The sequence below is a fragment of the Streptomyces sp. NPDC026575 genome, from assembly GCF_055567415.1.
The window spans coordinates 19,692-39,717 of the sequence record NZ_JBVHQM010000039.1; the positions used below are offsets into that span (position 1 = coordinate 19,692).

Genomic DNA, 20,026 nt, shown 5'->3' on the forward strand with positions numbered 1-20,026 from the left:
CCCGGGCGTGGGGCGTTCCTCGGTCGATCTTCATGGGACGCCCCGTGCCGGGGCCGGGCGAGGTGCTCTGGACGGATGAAGACCGGGCCTGGGCGCTGGCGCTCGCCGAGGTCGAGCGGGACTGCTGCCCGGACTGCGGCCAGCCCTGGTCCGAAGTGGTCGACCCGAAGAACGAGTTCGCGTTCAAGGCCGAGCTGCTGCGCTGCCACGCGTGCGCAACCGGCGCCCGCGAGTCCCACCGCTACCAGCGGGCGGGCGGCGACGACCGAGGCATTCACGTCTCCATCACGAAGCGGGGGTGAGTGCCGTGGCCGATCGCACAGTGCGGGTGACCCTCACCGGCAACGCGACGCCGTACCAGGCCGCGATGAGGCAGGCGGCGCGCAGCACGCAGCAGGCGGCACAGACCATCGCCGCGACTATGGCGCGGGCCGGGGCCCGGGGCGCGGCAGCGTTCACCCCGATTCAGGCGGCAGCCGGGCGGTCCGCAGCGCAGGTTGCGGCGCGCTGGCAGTTGGCGGCGCGGACGATCGAGGCGCAGTTCCCGAGGCTGACGGCGGCGGCTCGGGCTGCTGGTGCGCGGATGTCCGCTGGGCTGTCGGCAGGGTCGGCTGTGGTGGCGGGCCGCTGGAACGCTGCTGCCGCCAGCGTCTCAGGGCGTTGGCAGGCGGCGTCCACCGCGATGTCCCGTGCAATGGCGGGGGTGCGTACTGCGGCCGGTAGCGCCGCCACATGGGTGGCGGCACGGTGGAACGCTGCTGCGGTCGCGACGTCGCGCGCTCTGGGCAGTATCCGGCTGGCCGCGGCCACGGCTGGCGCGCACATGATGAGCATGGCCACCAACGGCGCGAAGGCGCTGAAGGCGGCGCGCACGGCCTCCATCGGCCTGCTGGCCGTGTTCGCTGCGGCGGCCCTGGCGGCCGCCAACTTCGAGAAGGCCATGAGCCAGGTGCGGGCGGCCACGGGCGAGTCCGCGCAGGGTATGGCGCAGTTGTCGAAGGCGGCTCTGGATGCCGGCAACGCCACGAAGTATTCCGCCAGCCAGGCCGCCGAAGCGGAAGCGGAACTGGCAAAGGCCGGGATCAGTACTGGTGACATCATCGGTGGCGCTCTGAAGGGCTCGTTGGCTCTGGCCGCAAGTGGGCAGATGGAGCTGGGGGAAAGTGCGGTTGTCGCCGCGCAGGCCATGAATGCGTTCGGCCTCGCGGGCCGGGATGTGCCGCACATCGCGGACGTCATCAGCGCCGGCGCGGGCAAGAGCGCGACCAACGTGCACGACATGAGCATGGCTTTCCGCCAGGCCGCGCTGGTCTCGAACCAGACGGGTCTGTCGTTGGAGGACACGGTGGGGACCCTCAGCCTGTTCGCGCAGAACGCGCTGACGGGCAGTGACGCAGGTACCTCGCTGAAGACGATGTTGCAGCGGCTTACGCCGCAGTCGAAGGAGGCGCAGGCCGCGATGGACGCGGTCGGCTTCTCGGCCTACGACTCCGCAGGCAACTTTGTGGGCCTGTCGGAGATGGCGCAGCGTCTGCACGTCGCGTTCGGCGGGCTCACCCCCGAGGCGCGCAACGCGGCGTTTGCCACGATCTTCGGATCGGACGCGGTGCGGTCCGCGACGATCCTCTACCAGTCCGGGGCATCGGGTGTCGACAAGTGGACCAAGGCCGTAAACGACTCCGGATACGCGGGCCGTGTGGCAGCCACGATGACCGACAACCTGGCCGGCGATTTCGAGCGGCTGAAGAGCGCTCTGGAGACTGGCCTGATCAGCTCCGGCAGCGCCGCCAACGGAGTTCTCCGCGGCATGGCGCAGACGCTGACCGGGGTCGTGAACTGGTACAACCAGCTTTCCCCCGGCGTACAGCGGGGCGTGACGGCCTTCGCGGGCATCGCGGGCGTGGTGGGTCTTGCTGGTTCGGCGCTGCTGCTGATGCTGCCGCGGATCATGGCAGTGCGGCGGGAACTTACGGCGATGGGATTGACGGCGGCCCGTGCACGCGGCGCGATGATGGCCCTGGGCAAGGTCGGTGGCGTTGTCGCTGGCATCGCGGCTGTGGCCTACGGCGTGCGCGAGCTGAAAGCGCAGCTGCGGGAGGCCCCGCCGAGCGCGAACAAGCTCAGCGAATCCTTGCTCGATTTCACGAAGAAGGGCAAGGCCAGTGGTGAGCTGGCGAAGGCGTTTGGGAAGGATCTCGGGCAGCTGGGCGAGGCCGTCAAGCAGATCGCGAATCCGTCGGTGGCTGACCGCCTCGACCACGTGACGCAGCATTTCAAGATCCTGAGCGATCAGGACATCATGGGCGGCGACGGGCCGATGCAGCTCGACGCGGCCACCGACAAGATCAAGGTGATTGATCAGGCGCTGACGAGCCTGGTGCAAAGCGGTGCCATCGACCAGGCGAAGGCGAGCTTCAACGGTCTGGCCGCGATTGTCGAGAAGAGCGGCCAGAGCACCGACGACTTCAAGGGCCTGCTGCCCGGGTACACGGATGCGCTCGCGCAGACCAGCGTCCAGTCCAAGACGACAGGCGACGCGCAGGCGAAGATGGGCGACGCTGCCGCCAAGACGAAGGCTGAATTCGAGGATCAGCGGAGCGCGGCCGAGAAGCTGACCGACGCGCTGAAGACCCTCAACGGGGTCAACATCACGGCCGCCGAACAGGAAATCAGCTTCCGGCAGTCTCTCGCCGACCTGACCACTGCGGTGACGGAGAACGGTCACAGCCTCGACACCACGTCGGAGAAGGGCCGCAAGGTCAAGAGCGCGTTCCTCGACGCAGCCAAAGCGGCGATGGAGCACGCGCAGGCTGTCGCGGACCAGAAGGGCTCCGTCGAGGCCGGCAACGCCGTGCTGGAGAAGGACATCAGCGCGCTGAAGCGGACGATGAGCCAGGCCGGGTTCACGGCAACGCAGATCAAGCAACTCACCTCGGCCTACGCCCAGCTGCCGGGTGCGAAGAACACCACGGTGAAGGCGATCCGGGCCCAGCAGACGATGAACGAGCTGGACACGATCCGGAAGAAGGTCGAGAACGTCCCGCCGGGCAAGAGCATCACGGTCAAGGCGCCGTCGGCGCCGGCGATCGCGGCTCTGCGGGACATCGGGTACAACGTCAAGATCTTGAAGGGCAAGCAGATCTCGATCACGGCGCCCACATCGGGCGCTTCGGCGTCGGTGGCGCGACTTCGGGAGCAGATTGCAGCTCTGCGAGACAAGATCGTCAGCATCTCGATCACGCGCTACTTTCGCAGCGTGGGCAACCCGCAGGGCATGAAGAACGCCATGGAGTTGCGCGCGCAGGGCGGGCCGATCGGCCGGTACGCCTCGGGCGGCGACGTCCAGGCGTACCCCCAGGGCGGCTACGTCCGCGGGCCGGGCACCGGGACGAGCGACTCCATCCTGGCCCTGTTCCCGAGCGGGCCGGCGATGGTGTCCGACACGGAGTACGTGGTGCGGGCTGCCGCGGTGCGTCGGTACGGGCTCGGTCTGCTGGATGCGATCAACTCCGGTCGGCTGCCGCACTTTGCGGGCGGGGGGTCGCTGCCGCGATTGGCGGGCGGCGGGCTGAACGGCTTCACCTACACCCCAACCGGCGCTGCGGTGCTGGGCGGGACCGGTGACGCCAAGGAGCGCTACGACAAGGGCGTCGAGAAGCTGAAGGCCGCGTGGTCCGATCTGGACAAGGCCGTTGCGGACGCCAAGAAGAAGGCGGACGCGCTGCGGGACGCCGAGCGGAACCTCAGCAGGGTGCGGCGCGGGCACCACACCGCGACGCAGCTGCGGGCGGCGCAGGAGAAGGTCGACAGGGCACGGACGGCGAAGCGCTCAGCGGACGCCAAGGTGCGGGGCGAGCGCGCCGACGTCTACTCGGCGGATGCCGCGCTCGGCGTGAAGAAGGGGAGCCGGGCGCCGAGCGCGTTCAACCTGGCGGCGTACCAGAAGCAGCTGAACGACAGCGTGTACGCGACGACGAAGTGGCGCACGAACCTGCAGAGGATCGCCCAGAGGGGAGGTGAGGACGTCCGGCAGATGCTGCAGGAGATGGGTGAGGAGGGGTACGCCCTCGTCAACTCTCTGGCCAGCGCGAGCAACAAGCAGTTCAACGACATCATCACCAAGCTGCGGAAGACGGGCGGCGTGGCTCAGGCGACGCTGTCCGACTTCACGCGGCAGCTCGGGGCGTCCACGAGGGACTCGCAGCAGTTCGCGAGCGATCTCCAGACGCTGGCGGCCCGCGGCTTCGGCGACCTGGCGCAGGCTCTCGCGGCTCAGGGCGACGACACCGCGGCGACGCTGGCGCACCAGGCGGCGACCGGCAGCACGGCGGACGTCACCAGGGCCAACGCCGCGGTGAAGTCCAACCAGCAGGCGCTGACCGGCGATGACCTCACCAACTCGCTGTTGGTGCTGTCCGCTCTCCGGTCGAAGAAGGGCGCCGGGATCGCCGACGTCATCGGCGCCGGGGTGGAGTTCAGCACGCTGCGGACGCTGGTGCCGCGGATGCTCGCGCAGATCAACAGGCTGCCGGGCGTGTACAAGTCCGCGTTCCTCGCGCAGTGGGCGGGGCAGTCCGGGGCCGCGGCGATGGCACGGGGCGGCATCCTCACCCGGCCCACCGCGGTGCTCGCCGCGGAGGCCGGAGATGCTGAGTCGTGGATCCCGGTCAACCGCTCGTCCCGCTCGCAGGGGCTGCTGGCGCGGACGGCTGGGCTCATGGGCTACCAGCTCATCCCTGCCAGCCGTTATGGGCCAGTCCGTGACGGCGGGCCGCAGACGGTCCGCGAGGGCGACCGGAACACGACCGTGAACCTGTACGGCGCCCGACAGACGAGCGCCGAGCAGGCCCGGGACATCGCGAGGCACCTCGCTTTCGTCGGATAGGAGGTGGGCGATGCCGTACACCGCGGGCGCCGCGCTCGACGGACTGCGGGCCGACCTCGGAGACATTCCCCTGGGAGGGGTGGATGGTTCCGGGGTCGCATGGTCGCTGCAGTCGATGGAGGGGTGGGATTCGGCTGAGCACCGGGGCGAGGCGCAGCAGCGGGAGGGGGACCACGGGGCGTGGCTCGGGCCGGCCTACCTCGGGGAGCGGCTTATCACCCTGGCCGGGACCATTACGGCCCCGGACCGGTCGGTGCTGGACGACGCGATGGAGCGGATCCGGGCGGCCGCCGCGCTCGCCCCCACACTCCTCGTCGTGCAGGAGTCCCGGCCGAAGCAAGCCACGGTCCAGCGGTCGGGCAAACCGATCGTGCAGTACGTGACGGACCGGATCGCCTCGTACAGCGTGCTAGTCACGGCCGGGGATCCGCGCCGGTACAGCACGGACCTGCGGCAGGCGAGCACGGCACTGCCATCCACGACCGGTGGCCTGACGGTGCCGTACACGGTCCCGTACACGCTCTCGGCCACCACGGTGGCCGGGCAGGTGGACGCCCTCAACGAGGGCACGATCGATACGCGACCGACGCTCACCATCGCGGGTCCGGTCAGCCAGCCACGCGTCTACGGCCAGATGCCGGACGGGACCGTGCGGGCGATCCGCTGCACTTTCGATCTGTTGGATGGCGACGTGCTGGTGATCGACACGGACATGCACACGGCGGTCCTGAACGGCAACGTCAGCCGGCGCCGGTTCGTGTCCGCGCCGCAGGGCTGGCCGACCATCCCCGCCGGCGGGTCGGTCTCGTACCAGTTCTGGTCCGGCACATATTCCGCTACCGCTCTGCTGACCGTCCGCTGGCGCTCGGCCTGGATGTAAGGAGGCGTAGAAGTGCCCTTCGACGTGCTCGACCAGAACACCATCACCTATGACGAAGGCGAGCTGCGCAAGGCCGCGCTGCTCGGAGTCATGGGCAACGGCTCCTCGTTCGGCGCTCGGTCCGGGGTCCGCCCCGGCGACCCAGGCATGACTACCACCCTGTCCGGCACCACCATCAACGTCACTGCGGGGGCCAGCTGGGTCTGGTACACCGGCCAGGGCGTCTACCGCGCAGTGCTGCCCACGGCATGGACAGGGACTCTGCAGGCCGCGCACGCAACGCTGAGCCGCATTGACCTCGTGTATCTGAGGGTGTGGGACACCACGGTGGACGGCTCGGGCCTGCGTCAGGGCGACGTCGTCTACCTGCCCGGCACTGCGTCGTCGACCCCTGTCATCCCGACCCCGGCGGGCACTCAGATCGGCTTCTATTTGGCAACGATCAACGTGCCGCCAGTCGGCGGCGGATCGCCTTCTGTCAGCCTCGCGGTGCGCCCCCAGACCGTGGCCCCGGGCGGCATCCTGCCCAGTAGTGTCGCCCCCACGGGCCCCTACCTCGGCCAGTACTACGACAACGGTACCGACCTCCTGCGCTACAACGGGTCGTCGTGGGACACCTACCAGAAGGTGCAGACAGTCGCGTGGACCACACCGACGCTCGGCACGGGCTACACCACCGGCGACTACACCACCACCGGAAACCTCAACGGGGCGATCCGGTACCGGAAGGTCAACTACTTCGGGACCGACTTCATGGAGTGGGACGGCGGCGCCAACCGCTCCAATGGTGCGCAGACAACGAACATCTTGTCTGTGGCCCTGTCGTCCACGTTCAGGCCAGCGGGCCGGGCCAGCTTCACCATCGCGAGGAACGCGACCAGCGCCGCGGGGGAAGCGAGCGCGATCTCGTCCTGCAAAATCGACTTCAACCAAGACGGGACCGTAGGTCTGATCAGCGCGACGGCCGGCGCCACTGAAGTCAACTGGTTCTCCCTGCGCGGGCTGCGGTACCCCCTCGCATGAGCACGCCCACTCTGATGGCCGCACCGCTCGGCCAGCCGGACCTGTCGCAGCCATACGTGATCGACTGGTACGGCTGTGACCTCCGGACCGGCCGGATTATCGAAGACCTACGATCGCTCGTTCCGGGCGGTGCCCTGTCCCGGCGCCTCGGGCAAGCCACGACGCTGAACGTCACGCTGGGGTTGCCGGGCGCGCCCGCGGACTGGGAGGCGGCGACGGACCAGGGCCGCAGCATGCTGGTGGCGGTGGACCGGGCCACGGATATCCCACTGTGGGCGGGCCTGACGCTGACACGCACAGGGGGCAGCGTGCAGAGCGTGGACCTACAACTGGTCTCGCCAGAGGGGTATTTGGACCGGCGCTACACGGGAACTGTCACCCTGGTGCAGCAGGACCAGGCCACGGTGTGCGCCGCGCTGCTCGGACCGGCTCTCACGGACGGGCCGCCTTTCCAATTGGACGCGCCGGCCACCGGCACGCTGATGGACTACAGCGTGCTCGACGGCGACGACCGCACCGCGCTGTCCGCCCTACAAGAGCTGATGGGCGCAGAGGGCGGCCCGGAGTGGACGGTGGATGTCGCCTGGAACGCGGCGCACGACGGGTTCGTGCTGCCGATCCGGGTGCGGCCCACCGTCGGCGTGCAGTCCACATCACCGGAGGCCGTGCTTGATTTCCCGGGGTGCGTGACCAGCTACTCCCTGACCGAGTCCTACGAGTCCGGCAAGGGCGCGACGGTCGTGCAGGCGCGGGGCGAGGGGGAGGGCGACGGCCGTCTGTCATCCGCCGCGTACACCGCGGATGCCCTTATCGCAGTGGGGTGGCCGCGGTGGGTGCACCGCTTCACGCCATCCGCCGGTCAGAGCGACCCGACCCAGCTCAATGCCCACGCGAGCAAGGCCCTGGCGCTGATGCAGACCGGGGCTCGGGTGTGGCAGGTGGATGCGGCGGCGAGCGTGGCGCCGCGGCTCGGCCGGGACTGGGTGCTGGGGGATACCGTGCGTGTCGCGGTGGAGTCCTCGCCGCGGCATCCGGCCGGGGCGGACGTGACGGCCCGCGCGTGGGCCTGGGAGCTGGAGCCCGGATCGAATTCGGTCCGGCCGATCCTGGTGGAGGACGACTGATGCCCACAGCAGGCGACCAACTGCCACCCAACCCACAGACCCTCGCGCGGCGCGTGGCCGCACTGGAGCGGGAAGTACGCGAACTCCGAGCCGCGCGCCGTCTGGAGCAGGCCACCATCGGCGCTGGCGGCGTCCGGATCGTCAACGGCGGCCGGCACACCATGGACACCACCAACGGCGTGCGAATGGTGGACATCGGCGCCATATCTGACCAGCGTTTCAACCACGACGACGGCACGCCCCAACAGGCCATGTGGTACCGGCGCGAGGACGGGACTCTACTCTTCTCCTGCTTCGGAGGCGGGGGAGCGGCGCCACAGACCTGGTCATGGCGGGACCGTACAGAGAACCAGGTGATCGCCGATGACACGGTCTCTGGCGCCGGACTGGCGCGCCCATATCTGCCCGTCCAAATGGGGCCCAGCATCCAGTCTGGGTGGGACTACTGGCCGCGGAACTCGACCACGACCATGGCGGAGCTCTGGCGCGCCATGATCTACAAGCAACAGCCTCGTGTCGTCGTGGTCGTGGACGCGGCCATGGACACCTCCGGCGCCACCGGGTTCATAGAGATGCGGATCAACGGGGCCGCGCAGGGATCGCCCACCTCCGTCGACTTCAACGGCAACTACTACACACTCGGCCCGTTCAGCCTTACGCAGTTCGCGCACATGCAGCAGGTCGCCATCTCCGTCCACGGCCGCCGCAACACGGGGACCGGAACGATCCGAGCCAGCATCTATTCCGCGTACACCCTCCAGAGCTGAGAGGTTCCATGAGCACTCCGCCCGATGACCCGCCTCCCGGACGCCCCTCCCGGGACGTTCCGACTGCCCCCCTGATGCCCGAACCGCCAGCGGAAACCGGTCTGCCGTCCACGGATCCGCCACCGGATGCACCTCCCAGCGAGGAACAGACCCTCGCTACCTAACCCCTCGCCACCCGACCAACCACTTGCCCCGCGCCACCGGCCGGGGCCTTTCGCATATCTGGAGGCCCCATGGCCACACCCCTGTCCGCCGATCGCCTGCTGGCTGCGCTCCGGGCCGAGGGGCTGACGGTGCACGAGCACGACGGCTGGCGGACGCATGAGCGCGACGCCGCCACCGGCAAGGCGTTCGGTCCCGTGTACGGCGTACTCATCCACCACACCGCTGGTCGCAACGACCGCGAGGTCTGCTACTGGGGCCGATTCGATCTGCCGGGCCCGCTATGCCACACCTGGCTCGGGAAGACCATGGGCCTGTGGATGATCTCGGCAGGGCGCGCGAACCATGCGGGCCTGGTAGACGCTGACGTGATCGCCGCGCTCCGCACCGAGTCCGCGCTGCCGCACGACGACCAGGCCACCGCCGATGGCAACGACGCCTTGTACGGCATCGAGATCGAGAACCTGGGCGACGGACACGACCCGTACCCGGCGGAGCAGTACCGGCAGGCCGTGCTGTGGGCCGCCGCGATCTGCCGCGCGCACGGCTGGTCCGAGCGGTCAGTCGCCGGCCACAAGGAGGCGCAGCCCGGCAAGATCGACCCCAGCTTCGACATGGAAGCCTTCCGCGCCGACGTGCGCAGGCAACTCGCTACGAAGCCCGGCAAGCCGGCCACCCCGAAGCCCACCCCGTCCACCCCGCGGGTGGACCTCTCCCTGCTCATCGCAGCGGCCAGGACAGACCCGCCCGCGAGGCAGGGCCACGTGACCTACCGGGCTGGCGTGAACCTCGTCGAGAACGCCCTCGTCAGGGAAGGGCTGCTCGCCAAGACCTATGCGGGCGACGGCTCATTCGGTTCGACCACCATCGCGGCTTATGCCCGCTGGCAGCGCTCCCCGGCTGGCGGCGGCTACACCGGCCGTGCCGCCGACGGCATCCCCGGCAAGGCGTCGTTGCAGCGCCTCGGCGCCCGCCACGGCTTCATCGTCATCGCCTAAGAAAGGGCTCCATCATGAGCGACCCGATTTCCCTCCCCTCCGCCGAGACCGTCATCAAGACCGGCGCCACCTTCGCCCGCGACCTTGTCGAGCGCGTCCTGGCGACGTTCCTGCAGGCACTCATCGGCGGCATCGTCGTGACCACGCCACTCGACGCGACCATGTGGTACGCCGCACTGGCAGGCGGCGTCGCCGCAGCGCTCAGCCTCATCAAGGGGCTGTTCGCCCGTCTCGGCGAGGTCAAGAACAGCGCCTCTCTCGCCAAGGGCGTCTAGTGGCGTGCCGCGCGGCCCGGCGGCTCCGGCAGCACCTGGGCCGCCGCGGCGCATTCCTCCTCATCCTCGGCGTCGGCAAGGTCTGCTGGGGCATCGGCTGGATCGCCGCCCCTGTCGCGGACCCGGTCGGCCTCGACCTCCTCATCAACGTGCTTCCGCTGCACTGCTGGGCCTGGCTGTGGATCAGCTGCGGCACCGTCATGCTCGGCATGGCCTGGCTTCGAGTCGGCCGTGACTGGCTCGGCTTCGCAGTAGCCCTCGTTCCCCCCACCGTGTGGGCGCTCGCCTACGCTGTCGCCGCCGTCAACGGCGACTTCCCCCGCGGCGCCTGGGTCGCGGTCTGGTATCTCACCTCCCACGTGGGAGTCATCCTGTGGGCGTCCGGTGTGCCCGAGTACTCGGTCCCCCCAGCACCGCGCGCCCGGAGAGGAACGGGCGCATGAGCACATGGGCCGGACTGATCGCCGCATTCGGAACGGTGGGCATGGTGCTCGCCGGCTGGTTCGCGGCCCGCGCCACGAAGGCGGCAGCGTCTGCGACCGCAGAGGCAACTCGCGCGGCCGCGCAGGCCGCCGCTGAGCCCGAGCAGCGCAGGGCGGATCTTGAGGCGTTCAAGACGATCCGCGACGACCTGTCCAGCGAGGTGCGAGAGCTGCGGACCGAGACGACGCGCCTGCGGTCCATCGTCCGAGCGTTCGCCGGCTACGTGGGGGAGCTGACGATGCAGATGCGGAGCTCGGGCGTCACCCCGTCGGATCCGCCGCACCTGGTCGACGAGTACAACAGGACAGGAGCCTGATGCCAGAGCAGCCACCGCCGCGCCCCGTCCAGCCGCCGGTAGACCTGAGCGCCGGCGACACAGAGACCCTGGTGGACCTCGGCATGGTCGACGAACCACCAGTGCCCAGCCCGCACCGCTCCTCGATAGCGAATGAACCCGCCCCGCCGCCTGCTTTCGGCAGGCGGCGGGGCGCTTCGGCGTGCGCGGGTGCAGGGCCGTCGGGGCGGTTGCGCCCTCGATAACATGCCATATCGCGGGGAGGAAACGGTACAATTAGGCATGGCCGACTACATAGATGAGACCTACGATGAAGACGTCTGCCGCGCCGCCAGGTACGTCGGCGTTCCTGACTCCTACAGCGGTAGCAGCCTCTGCGGTTGCTCCACTTGTCGCGAGTATGTAGCCGAGCGGGGAGGCGAGGACGAGGTATGAGCAGCTTGCCGGGCGTAGTGGCCGGTTCGATTGATTACGGGCGCCCGGCGGGCAGCCACATCCCCGCCGTCTACGACGCTGCGACGCTCGCCGTCCTGGCCGCCATGGAAGAGGCCGCCGAGAAGCACCTCGACGCCATCCCGTAGAGCCTGGCGATCACTCAACTCAGTGGTTGATAATGACAGTTATCCAACACAGGGAGTTCTCGTGCACTCAATCTTCCGCAGAGTGACAAGCGCCATCGGCGTCATCTACTGGCGGTTGCTTCAGGTGAGTTGGGCGGGCATCAGGAAGCTGTTCTTGATCGGCCGGACGCAGAGCGGATGACCGACTCAACCACCCTCGTCCCGCGCCAATCGGCGGAGCTGTCGACCGACCGGCACGACCCCCGCGACGACTGGCCCGACGAAGCCCGCGCCCTCGCCGACCACCTCACCGCCATCTACGGCGACCGCGACCCGCTACCCACCATCGCCGGAGGATGGATCGCCCGCCAGAAGAGCCGCCACACGAGGCGGGCATACGTCCGCACCTTCAAAGCGTGGGAGGAGTACGCGCGATCCACCGGCATCCACCCACTCCAGGCGAAGCTGCCGCTCGCCGACGCCTACGCAAAGCACCTCGCCAAGACACCCACCCGCCACGGCAAGCCCCCAGCGGAGACCACGCAGGCGCAGGCCCTCGCCGCCGCAGGGAGCTTCTACACCTACGCCGCCCGCCTCCAAGCCGTCGACACCGACCCGTTCGCCGCCGTCAACCGGCCCTACGTCGACCCCGACTACAGCCCCACCGAAGGCATGACCGAGGAGGAGACGACCCGGCTCATCGAGACCGCGCGCGACTGGGCGTCCCGCTCCTACGCCCTCGTCATGCTCCTCTACCTCACCGGCGCCCGAGTCGACGAACTCCTCTCGCTGAACGCCGACCAGCTCGGCTACGACCGCGGCCACCGCACCCTGCCCCTCACGCAGAAGGGCGGCAAGAAGCGGCCCGCGCCCGTACCGCCGCTCGCCCTCGACGCGCTCCTCGCCTACCTCGGAGACTGCACCGACGGCCCGCTCTTCGCGACCGACTCCGGACGCCGCTGGACTCAGCCCGAAGTGTGGAAGCACCTCCGCGTCCTCGCCCGCCGCGCCGGGATTCCGCAAGCCGCGAGCATCAAGCCCCACACGCTGCGGCACCAGTTCATCACCGACAACCTCGCCAACGGCGTCCCGCTCCAGGATGTCCAGGACGCCGTCAGTCACTCCGACCCGCGCACCACACAGCGGTACAACCGACGCCGCCGACAGCTCGACAATCACCCGGCCTACGGGCTGGCGGCCAAGCTCGCTGCACGGTTGCAGCCGGATGAGGGGAGCGCCTAAGGGAACGTTATGCGCTACCCGCCGGGCGCCCCAAGGTAGTTCGGCCCCCAGCGCCCCGCCCTCCCGGCGGGGCGCTTTGTCGTGCCGGCGGGCACCCCGCAAAGAATCATGGTTGAAGATGTAACGAAATAAGGCGCGGTGGCGTCTGTTTGGTGGAGACTGCGCATCAGGCGCCCAACGAGGCGTATCCCCCCACAACTACATAAGGAGAGCCATGCCCACGCACGCCTCACGGCGGACACGCTCATGCGCCACAGTGGCCGTCCTCGCCGCCGCCTTCACCCTCGCCACGACGCCGACCCACGCCGTCACCCTCCCCACCAAGGGCACCGGCTGGCAACTGGCCACCCAGCTCGACGTCACCTCCGCCAGCCCCACCCAGACCTACATCGTCACCTACCAGTCCGCCGCCGTGCGCCGCTGGTACGCCCCGCAGATCCAGCGCGCCGTCGACCAGATCAACGCCTCGACCGACCTCAACATCGCCATCGGCGGTGTCGAGGCGATGGACGCCGCCAAGTGCGGGCCGGACTGGCACATCCAGGTCATGGAGCTGCGCAACCCGATGGGCGACGACAAGCCCGGATGGTCCCAAGGCATGCCTTGCCCCAACCCGGCCATGGGCATGAGCCGTGGCGGCGTGGTCGCCATGAACTCCACCTACCGCGACGGCAGCTGGAACATCACGCCGGAGAAGCTGCAGAACATCGCCGTCCACGAAGTGCTGCACGCCGTCGGCCTCGACCACCCCAACGTGGATGTCGACAAGGACGGCACCGTCGAGTCGTATGAGTGCGTCGCCACCAGCTACGGCAACCGCCCAGTGATGTGCAGCCCCAACGGCGGCTACAGCACGTGGAACAACGTCGGCCGGCTCACCGGCTACGACATCAACGGGATCAACGCCCTCATTGCCAACGCCCGGGCACAGGGCATCGGCTGACGTGCCATCGGCTGATCTCCTGCCACACTGAACGCAGCCCCATCGCGTCCCCCGGCGGTGGGGCCCCTTACGGCCCGCCGGCGCCCCAGTCGTGCGGCCGGGCTCCACGCCACTCCACCCACGCCTCGTCGTCGAGGATCTGCTCGGGCTCCTCGACCCCGGCCCGCCGCAGGAACTCGACCAGGTCTGCATCCGAGTACGCCAGCCCGAGGATCTGCCCGCGCGCGGTGACCCGCCGGCCGCCGGTGGCCGACAGCTGGTGGACGACGATCGGGGCATCGTGCCGCATGCATCCAGCGTGCGGCCGTCCGCCGCGGGCTGCAGGTCAGCCGAGAATGCCCAGCTCCGTATCCGGCCGGCACAGCCCGCACGGCTCCAGGCCCTCGACGATCGCCCGCATGGCCTGGTCGCGGTTGACGGGCCGGGCTCTGCGGCCGGCGCTGCGGCAGCCCCCGACGTGCAGGGTGATCGGCTGGCCCTCGCCGCCGATGCTGAGCTGCACGACCCAGTCCGGCGGCGGGAGAGGGGCGGCCCGCTGCTGCTGGGCGGCTGCCTGCTCGGCTACGACGATCTGCTGCCGGACCCGGTCGAGGGTGTGCTGCAGCCACGTCTCCAAGGTGCGGAGGCGTGGCAGGTCCGGTGGCAAATCGTTCACGTGTTCGAGTCTAGCGCCGCGCGGCCCCGGCGTTGTCAGTGGCCGCCCGTACCGTTGAGGAATCACATCCACTGTGTGCGCGCCGCTGCTGGTCGCGCTGCTACCCCGCCCCGCACCGGAACAGCGCCCGGGGCGGGGCGTCGGCGCGCGGGGTGGCACTCGGGACCGTTAGCGGATGGGCACGCAAAGCTATTGCATATGCCACCGGCCCCTGCTGACGATGGTGTCGCGCAGTAAACGACAGTTCACAGGGCTACCTGCCAGCGATCCGAGGGGAGAACGAGATCCGCCACCTCTACCGGCATCCCGCCCGCGCCGTACCGAGTCCGCTGCACCACGAGGACGGGTACTCCTGCGGCCAGCCCCAAAAGATCGGCATCCCGCCGGCTCATCTTCTCCGTCCGGACCGTGATCCGGTGCGAAGTGTGGGGTCGCGTCACGCCGCGCCGCCAGGTGGTGACGACCATCGCGGGCCGGCCGTCCGGGTCCAGCAGTTCGACGCGCTCACGCTGCAGCGTCGTGCGGGGTTTCACGCCGAGGCGCACGGCGAGGTCGGCGTCGGCCCGCACGCTGTCGCACTCGACATCCCCGCGGCCGTGGGGCCATGGGGCATCAGTGTTTGCGAGGGTGCGCACGCCTACAGGGTGGGCCACGGTCAGGCGCTGGCGTGGGGTTCCGTGCAGGAATCCCTCCGAGCGGAGGGCTGCGACAGCCTGATAGGCGGCGCCTAGGCCGACGCCGTGTTCGGCGGCGATGGTTCGGTGGCTAGGGAAGGGGGCCCCTGGGGGGTAGGTGCCGTCCTGGATGAGCTGCCGCAGTTTCGCGGCGAGCCGTCGGTGCGGCGCTTCCATGGCATCCCCAGGCGAACGATCTTGAGATCGCAACCGTAGGAGGAGCCGCCGAATCTGCTATATAGCAAGTACGCTAAAAGGCGTCGCGACCTGCGGTTCTGAGTGCCTCGCAGTCTTGGATCTTCCCGGGGTAACCTCCCGCCATAATCGAATGCACGTTCACCTCAACGGGTGTGCTGATGCACCCGAGGAGCCGAGCTGAAAGGGGGCGGGTATGGCAAACATCGACGCGCAGCCCGTACTCGGGTGCCACAAGCCTCCCGCCGCCCTGGAGGGGGCCATGCACGCTGACGACGTTCTCGCCGCCTACACATGGAGGGTCGGCGACTGCTTCAGATGCGCAACGCCCCAGACCTGCACGACACGGGTCGGCGACATCGATACACCCAGCGGCGACCACTACGAGATTCGAGCCTGCGGGAGCTGCGTCATCGCGATGGAGGAGGAGCGTCGCCAGTGGGCCCGACGCCAGGGGCTGCCCTACCGGCCGGGCGGGCTCGGGGGCCCGTAGACAAGGCCGTTGACTCCTCCATGCGCGCCGTAGACGGCACGTCTCCCGGGGGGAGTCTGGGGAGAATTCGAGGGTGGGGAGCACGTGGGGAGCGCGAGTCACACCCACATCAACCCAACAAGAGAACAGATGAGAACGGAAAGAAGCCCAGGTGGGGGCGTGCCGCCGAATCGCCTGAGGCAATGGGCGAGGTAGCGAATCTGATGTAGCCAGATGTGCGGCATCGGTCCCTTCGTGACGATCCCGCTGATGGTCGCCGCGTTCGGGGGGCCGCAGGCCGTCATCGGATTCCTCGCGGGCGCGGTCCTGGCGCTCGCGGACGGACTGATCTGGGCCGAGCTGGGCGCCTCGCTGCCCGGCGCGGGCGGCAGCTACGTCTACCTGCGACAGGCATTCCAGTACCGCACCGGCAAGCTGATGCCGTTTCTGTTCGTCTGGACGGCCATGCTGTTCATCCCCCTCGGGATGTCCACGGGCGTGATCGGGTTCGTGCAGTACCTGGGCTATCTGTGGCCGGGGATGAGCCAGGGGCAGGGCGACCTGGTCGGACTCGTCGTCACGGCGGGGGTCATCACACTGCTGTGGCGGCGGGTGGAGAACGTTGCCCGGCTCACCGTCGTGCTGTGGACGGTGATGATCGCCTCCGTGACCCTGGTCGTCGTTGCGGCCTTCACCCACTTCAGCCCCGAGCGCGCCTTCAGCTACCCCGCGCACGCCTTCGAGCTGACGGCCGGTCACTTCTGGGTCGGCTTCGCGGCGGGCCTGACCATCGGCATCTACGACTACCTCGGCTACAACACCATCGCGTACATGGGCGCCGAGATCAGAGAGCCCGGCCGCACCATCCCGCGCGCCGTCATCACCTCGATCCTCGGCATCATGACGATCTACCTGCTGCTCCAGATCGGCACCCTGGGCGTCGTCGACTGGCGGGACATGCTCGATCCGCACTCCACGGCGTCGTCGTCCGTCGCCTCGGCGGTGCTGGAGAAGGCGTGGGGCAGGGGAGCGGCCGACACCGTCACCGTGCTCATCCTGATCACCGCCGTCGCCTCCGTCGTCACCGGACTCCTCGGCGGCTCCCGGGTGCCCTGCGACGCCGCCCGCGACCGGGTCTTCTTCCGCCCGTACGGCAGGCTCCACCCGCGCCACCGCTTCCCCGTACTGGGGCTGCTCACCATGGGAGTGCTGATGGCGGCGGGGTTCCTGATCGGGCGGCACACCGACCTGGCCACCGTCATCCAGCTGCTGACGACCGTCATGGTGATCGTGCAGGCGCTGGCCCAGGTCGCCGCGGTCACGGTGCTGCGCCGCCGCCAGCCCGGGCTGCGCCGCCCGTACCGGATGTGGCTCTACCCGCTGCCGAGCATCGTGGCGCTGATCGGCTGGCTGGTGATCTACGGCTACGCGGACGAGAACTCGCCCGGCAGGCACCCCGTCGAATGGTCTCTGGCGTGGGTCGCGGCGGGCGTCGTGGCCTTTCTGCTGTGGGCCCGCCACGAGAAGGAGTGGCCGTTCGGGCCGAAGCGGATCAGCGAGGAGTACCTGCACGGCACGCATCCGGGGACCGAGCGGGCGCCCGGGGCGGGAGCCGGGGGAGCCGCCGAGGGCACCGAGGGCGCGGTCGGGACGCCCGGCTGAACCGCCGGCCGCGGTCGCGCCGAGCGCACGGCCGGGTGCGTCGGCGGACTTGGGCGCACCATACGGGCGGCAGGACCTGGTGGACGGCCAGGTGCGACCGACTGCGCGCTGACAGGCACATACCGCGCTTGATTGGTCAAATAATGGCAGAAGCGAGTAGGTCAGATCGATACGGTACGTAAGACGGCTGACAGGGACGGAAGCGGACATGGCAGCGGACAGGGCCGGCGGCCCGGCGGACGGCCTTACCGGACGGCAGGCGGCGTTCGACGTTGCGGACGCCGCCGTGCTGCTGCTCGACGCGCACGGCCGGATCGAGAGCTGGCCCGTGGCGGCCGAACGACTGCTCGGACACGTTGCCGTCGACACCGTCGGCCACCCCGTCGGCGAGCTGCTCGCGCCCGACGACGCGGCGCGGCTGCCCGGCCTCGCCGCGGAGTGCCGGGCACAGGGCGGCTGGTCCGGACTGGTGTCGGCGCGGCGCACCGGCGGCCACCGCGTCGCCGTCCAGGTGCAGGTGGTGCCGGTGACCGACGGCTCCGGGCGCGGGCACTGGCTGGTCCTGGCCGCCGACACGCCACCGATGCCGGGCTGGGAGATGAGCCGGCCGGTGCTGGAGCGGATCGTGGCGGAGTCACCGGTGGGCATGGCCATCATGGACACCGATCTGCGCTACGTCTGGTCCAATACGGCGCTGGAGCAGTTCGGCGGCGCGCCCGCGCCCAAGCGCATCGGGCGGCGGCTGGGCGAGATCCAGCCCGGCCTGGACGCGGAGGCGCTGGAGGCGCAGATGCGGCGCGTGCTGCGCAGCGGTATCCCCGTGACCGGCTATGAGCACAGCGGCCGGGTGGTGTCCGACCCGTACCACGAGCGCGCCCAGGCCATGTCCTTCATCCGCCTCGACGACCCCGACGGACGGCCGCTGGGCGTGTGCTACACGGTCATCGACATCACCGAGCGCTATCGCTCACGGCGGCAGATGGCCCTGCTGGACCGGGCCGGCGAGTACATCGGGCGCACGCTGGACGTCCTGCAGACCGCGCAGGACCTGGCGGACGTGGCGGTCCCGGAGCTGGCCGACCTCGTCGCCGTGGACCTGCTGGACTCCGTGGTCAGGGGCGAGGAGCCGCTGCCCGGACCGCTCAGCGACGCGGACATGGTGCCGCTGCGCCGGGGCGGGCTGCGGTCGCTGCGCGACGGTGCGCCCGGCGCCGCCCCCGAGACCGGCGGCCTGGTCAGCTACCACGCCTGGTCGCCGCCCGTCCGCTGTCTGGCCGGCGGCGGATCGTGGCGGGCGGAGCGGCTGGACCCGCTGGCTCCGCAATGGGCGGCCGACCCCCCGGGCGGACGCCATCCACGCCGCATGGAGCTGGGGCTCCACACCTCGATGGTGGTCCCGATCCGCGCCCGCGGCATCACCATGGGCGTCGCCACCTTCTTCCGCAGCCAGGGCGACGAGTCCTTCACCGAGGACGATCTGCGGCTGGCCGAGGAGTTCGTCGCGCGGGCCGCGGTGTGCATGGACAACGCCCGGCGCTACACCCGGGAGCGCGAGGCGGCGCTCGCCCTCCAGCGCAGCCTGCTGCCGCAGAGCTCCCCCGAGCAGGACGCGGTGCGCGTGGCCTCCGCCTACCGCCCGGCGAACGAGCTGGGCGACGTGGGCGGCGACTGGTTCGACGTGATCGCGCTCTCCGGCGCCCGGGTGGCGCTGGTGGTCGGCGATGTGACGGGCCATGGCATCGACGCCGTCGCGACCATGGGCCGGCTGCGCACCGCCGTGCAGACCCTCGCCGCCCTCGACCTGCGCCCCGAGGAACTGCTGGCCCACCTCGACGACGTGGTCGGCCGGGTCGTGCGGGAGGAGAAGGACGACAGCCGACCGGGTCCCGGGACGCGCGGCAGCAGCTGCCTGTACGCCGTCTACGACCCGGTCCGCCGCACCTGCACCATGGCCAGCGCGGGGCACCCCGCACCCGCCGTGGTCGCCCCCGACCGCACCGTCGGGTTCGTCGAACTGCCCGTGGGCCCGCGGCTGGGCGTCGGCGGCCTGCCCTTCGAATCGTTCGAGGTGGCGGTGCCCGAGGGCAGTGTGCTCGCGCTGTACACCGACGGCCTGCTGTCCGGTTCCGCTGCCGGCCTCGGCGGGCACAGCGGCCAGGAGCGGCTGCAACGCGCCCTCGCCGCACCGGGCCTGACGCTCGACGGGCTCTGCTCCCATGTCATCGACGGGCTGGTCTCCACCCAGCCCCAGGACGATGTGGCGCTGCTGCTGGCCGAGACCCGCGCACTGGACGCTGACCGCTGCGCCTTCTGGGACCTGCCCGCCGACCCCGCGATCGTCGCCGAGGCCCGCGCGGATGCCGCCGGGCAGCTTCAGCTGTGGGGCCTTGAGGAGCTGGCCTTCACCACGGAACTGGTGGTCAGCGAGCTGGTCACCAACGCGATCCGCTACGCGACCGGCCCGATCCAGCTGCGGCTGATCCTGGGCCGGTCGCTGATCTGCGAGGTGGCCGACGGCAGCAGCACCTCGCCGTACCTGCGCCACCCCCGTACGACCGACGAGGGCGGCCGCGGACTCTTCCTGATCTCCCAGTTCACCGAACGCTGGGGCACCCGCTACACCACCGGGGGAAAGATCCTGTGGACGGAGCAGTCCCTCACCGCGGCCGCGTCCTGAGCCGCGGCCGCGCACGAGCCCGGCTCCGGACGGAGTGCCGGCAGCTGCCCACGG

At 70.0% G+C, this 20,026-nt stretch carries 18 protein-coding genes and 2 pseudogenes; 16 read left to right on the forward strand and 4 right to left on the reverse strand.

The genetic code is table 11. The annotated features are described in order from the left end of the window. The first annotated feature begins 32 nt into the window (after positions 1-32). The 14 genes from ACZ4NB_RS35360 to ACZ4NB_RS35425 all read left to right on the forward strand — a co-directional run bounded on the left by ACZ4NB_RS35360 (position 33) and on the right by ACZ4NB_RS35425 (position 13,637). Positions 33-302: a hypothetical protein gene (locus ACZ4NB_RS35360; protein WP_467667140.1), complete on the forward strand. Its 270-nt coding sequence runs from the start codon at positions 33-35 to the stop codon at positions 300-302. Positions 303-307: 5 nt separating this feature from the next. Beyond that, on the forward strand, positions 308-4,885 hold the full coding sequence (locus ACZ4NB_RS35365) for a phage tail tape measure protein (protein WP_467667141.1): 4,578 nt from the start codon (positions 308-310) through the stop codon (positions 4,883-4,885). 10 nt (positions 4,886-4,895) lie between these two features. After that, positions 4,896-5,765 carry a phage distal tail protein gene (locus tag ACZ4NB_RS35370; protein ID WP_467667142.1) on the forward strand — a complete coding sequence of 290 codons (870 nt, stop codon included), beginning with the start codon at positions 4,896-4,898 and terminating at the stop codon, positions 5,763-5,765. A gap of 12 nt (positions 5,766-5,777) precedes the next feature. Continuing rightward, complete coding sequence (locus tag ACZ4NB_RS35375; RefSeq protein ID WP_467667143.1) at positions 5,778-6,788, forward strand: hypothetical protein; 1,011 nt, start codon at positions 5,778-5,780, stop codon at positions 6,786-6,788. Beyond that, positions 6,785-7,912, forward strand: coding sequence for a hypothetical protein (locus ACZ4NB_RS35380; RefSeq protein ID WP_467667144.1), 1,128 nt, complete (start codon positions 6,785-6,787; stop codon positions 7,910-7,912). Before ACZ4NB_RS35375 ends, ACZ4NB_RS35380 begins: the two co-directional genes overlap by 4 nt. Next, positions 7,912-8,679 (forward strand): hypothetical protein, encoded by a 768-nt coding sequence (locus tag ACZ4NB_RS35385; protein ID WP_467667145.1) that lies wholly within the window; start codon positions 7,912-7,914, stop codon positions 8,677-8,679. Before ACZ4NB_RS35380 ends, ACZ4NB_RS35385 begins: the two co-directional genes overlap by 1 nt. 233 nt (positions 8,680-8,912) lie before the next feature. After that, entirely contained in the window at positions 8,913-9,839 is a 927-nt protein-coding gene (locus tag ACZ4NB_RS35390; RefSeq protein WP_467667146.1) for an N-acetylmuramoyl-L-alanine amidase, read from the forward strand. Positions 9,840-9,853: 14 nt separating this feature from the next. Continuing rightward, entirely contained in the window at positions 9,854-10,114 is a 261-nt protein-coding gene (locus ACZ4NB_RS35395) for a hypothetical protein (protein ID WP_467667147.1), read from the forward strand. Then, entirely contained in the window at positions 10,114-10,557 is a 444-nt protein-coding gene (locus ACZ4NB_RS35400; protein WP_467667148.1) for a hypothetical protein, read from the forward strand. The genes ACZ4NB_RS35395 and ACZ4NB_RS35400 overlap by 1 nt, the downstream gene beginning before the upstream one ends. Continuing rightward, entirely contained in the window at positions 10,554-10,913 is a 360-nt protein-coding gene (locus tag ACZ4NB_RS35405; protein ID WP_467667149.1) for a hypothetical protein, read from the forward strand. Before ACZ4NB_RS35400 ends, ACZ4NB_RS35405 begins: the two co-directional genes overlap by 4 nt. 261 nt (positions 10,914-11,174) lie before the next feature. Continuing rightward, positions 11,175-11,327 carry a hypothetical protein gene (locus ACZ4NB_RS35410; protein ID WP_467667150.1) on the forward strand — a complete coding sequence of 51 codons (153 nt, stop codon included), beginning with the start codon at positions 11,175-11,177 and terminating at the stop codon, positions 11,325-11,327. After that, entirely contained in the window at positions 11,324-11,473 is a 150-nt protein-coding gene (locus ACZ4NB_RS35415; protein ID WP_467667151.1) for a hypothetical protein, read from the forward strand. The genes ACZ4NB_RS35410 and ACZ4NB_RS35415 overlap by 4 nt, the downstream gene beginning before the upstream one ends. Before the next feature lie 177 nt (positions 11,474-11,650). Then, positions 11,651-12,694 carry a tyrosine-type recombinase/integrase gene (locus ACZ4NB_RS35420; protein ID WP_467667152.1) on the forward strand — a complete coding sequence of 348 codons (1,044 nt, stop codon included), beginning with the start codon at positions 11,651-11,653 and terminating at the stop codon, positions 12,692-12,694. Positions 12,695-12,908: 214 nt separating this feature from the next. After that, positions 12,909-13,637 carry a zinc metalloprotease gene (locus tag ACZ4NB_RS35425; RefSeq protein ID WP_467667153.1) on the forward strand — a complete coding sequence of 243 codons (729 nt, stop codon included), beginning with the start codon at positions 12,909-12,911 and terminating at the stop codon, positions 13,635-13,637. A 67-nt stretch (positions 13,638-13,704) separates the two neighbouring features. Here the strand turns inward: ACZ4NB_RS35425 and ACZ4NB_RS35430 are convergent, their stop codons facing one another. From ACZ4NB_RS35430 to ACZ4NB_RS35445, 4 genes and pseudogenes are all read right to left on the reverse strand, one after another. After that, positions 13,705-13,926: a hypothetical protein gene (locus tag ACZ4NB_RS35430; RefSeq protein WP_467667154.1), complete on the reverse strand. Its 222-nt coding sequence runs from the start codon at positions 13,924-13,926 to the stop codon at positions 13,705-13,707. Between the two features lie 36 nt (positions 13,927-13,962). Next, the gene (locus ACZ4NB_RS35435; protein WP_467667155.1) at positions 13,963-14,292 is read right to left on the reverse strand and encodes a DUF6233 domain-containing protein; all 330 of its coding nucleotides are present in this window, start codon (positions 14,290-14,292) and stop codon (positions 13,963-13,965) included. Between the two features lie 245 nt (positions 14,293-14,537). Beyond that, entirely contained in the window at positions 14,538-14,861 is a 324-nt protein-coding gene (locus ACZ4NB_RS35440) for a UTRA domain-containing protein (RefSeq protein ID WP_467667185.1), read from the reverse strand. A gap of 99 nt (positions 14,862-14,960) precedes the next feature. Beyond that, a pseudogene (locus ACZ4NB_RS35445) lies at positions 14,961-15,143 on the reverse strand (GntR family transcriptional regulator); the annotation flags it as partial. A gap of 718 nt (positions 15,144-15,861) precedes the next feature. On the opposite strand from ACZ4NB_RS35445, the pseudogene ACZ4NB_RS35450 reads away from it, so the two are divergent. Both ACZ4NB_RS35450 and ACZ4NB_RS35455 read left to right on the forward strand, forming a co-directional pair. After that, positions 15,862-17,295, forward strand: a pseudogene (locus ACZ4NB_RS35450) (APC family permease); the annotation flags it as partial. Positions 17,296-17,503: 208 nt separating this feature from the next. Continuing rightward, positions 17,504-19,972: a SpoIIE family protein phosphatase gene (locus ACZ4NB_RS35455; RefSeq protein ID WP_467667156.1), complete on the forward strand. Its 2,469-nt coding sequence runs from the start codon at positions 17,504-17,506 to the stop codon at positions 19,970-19,972. Positions 19,973-20,026 lie beyond the last annotated feature (54 nt).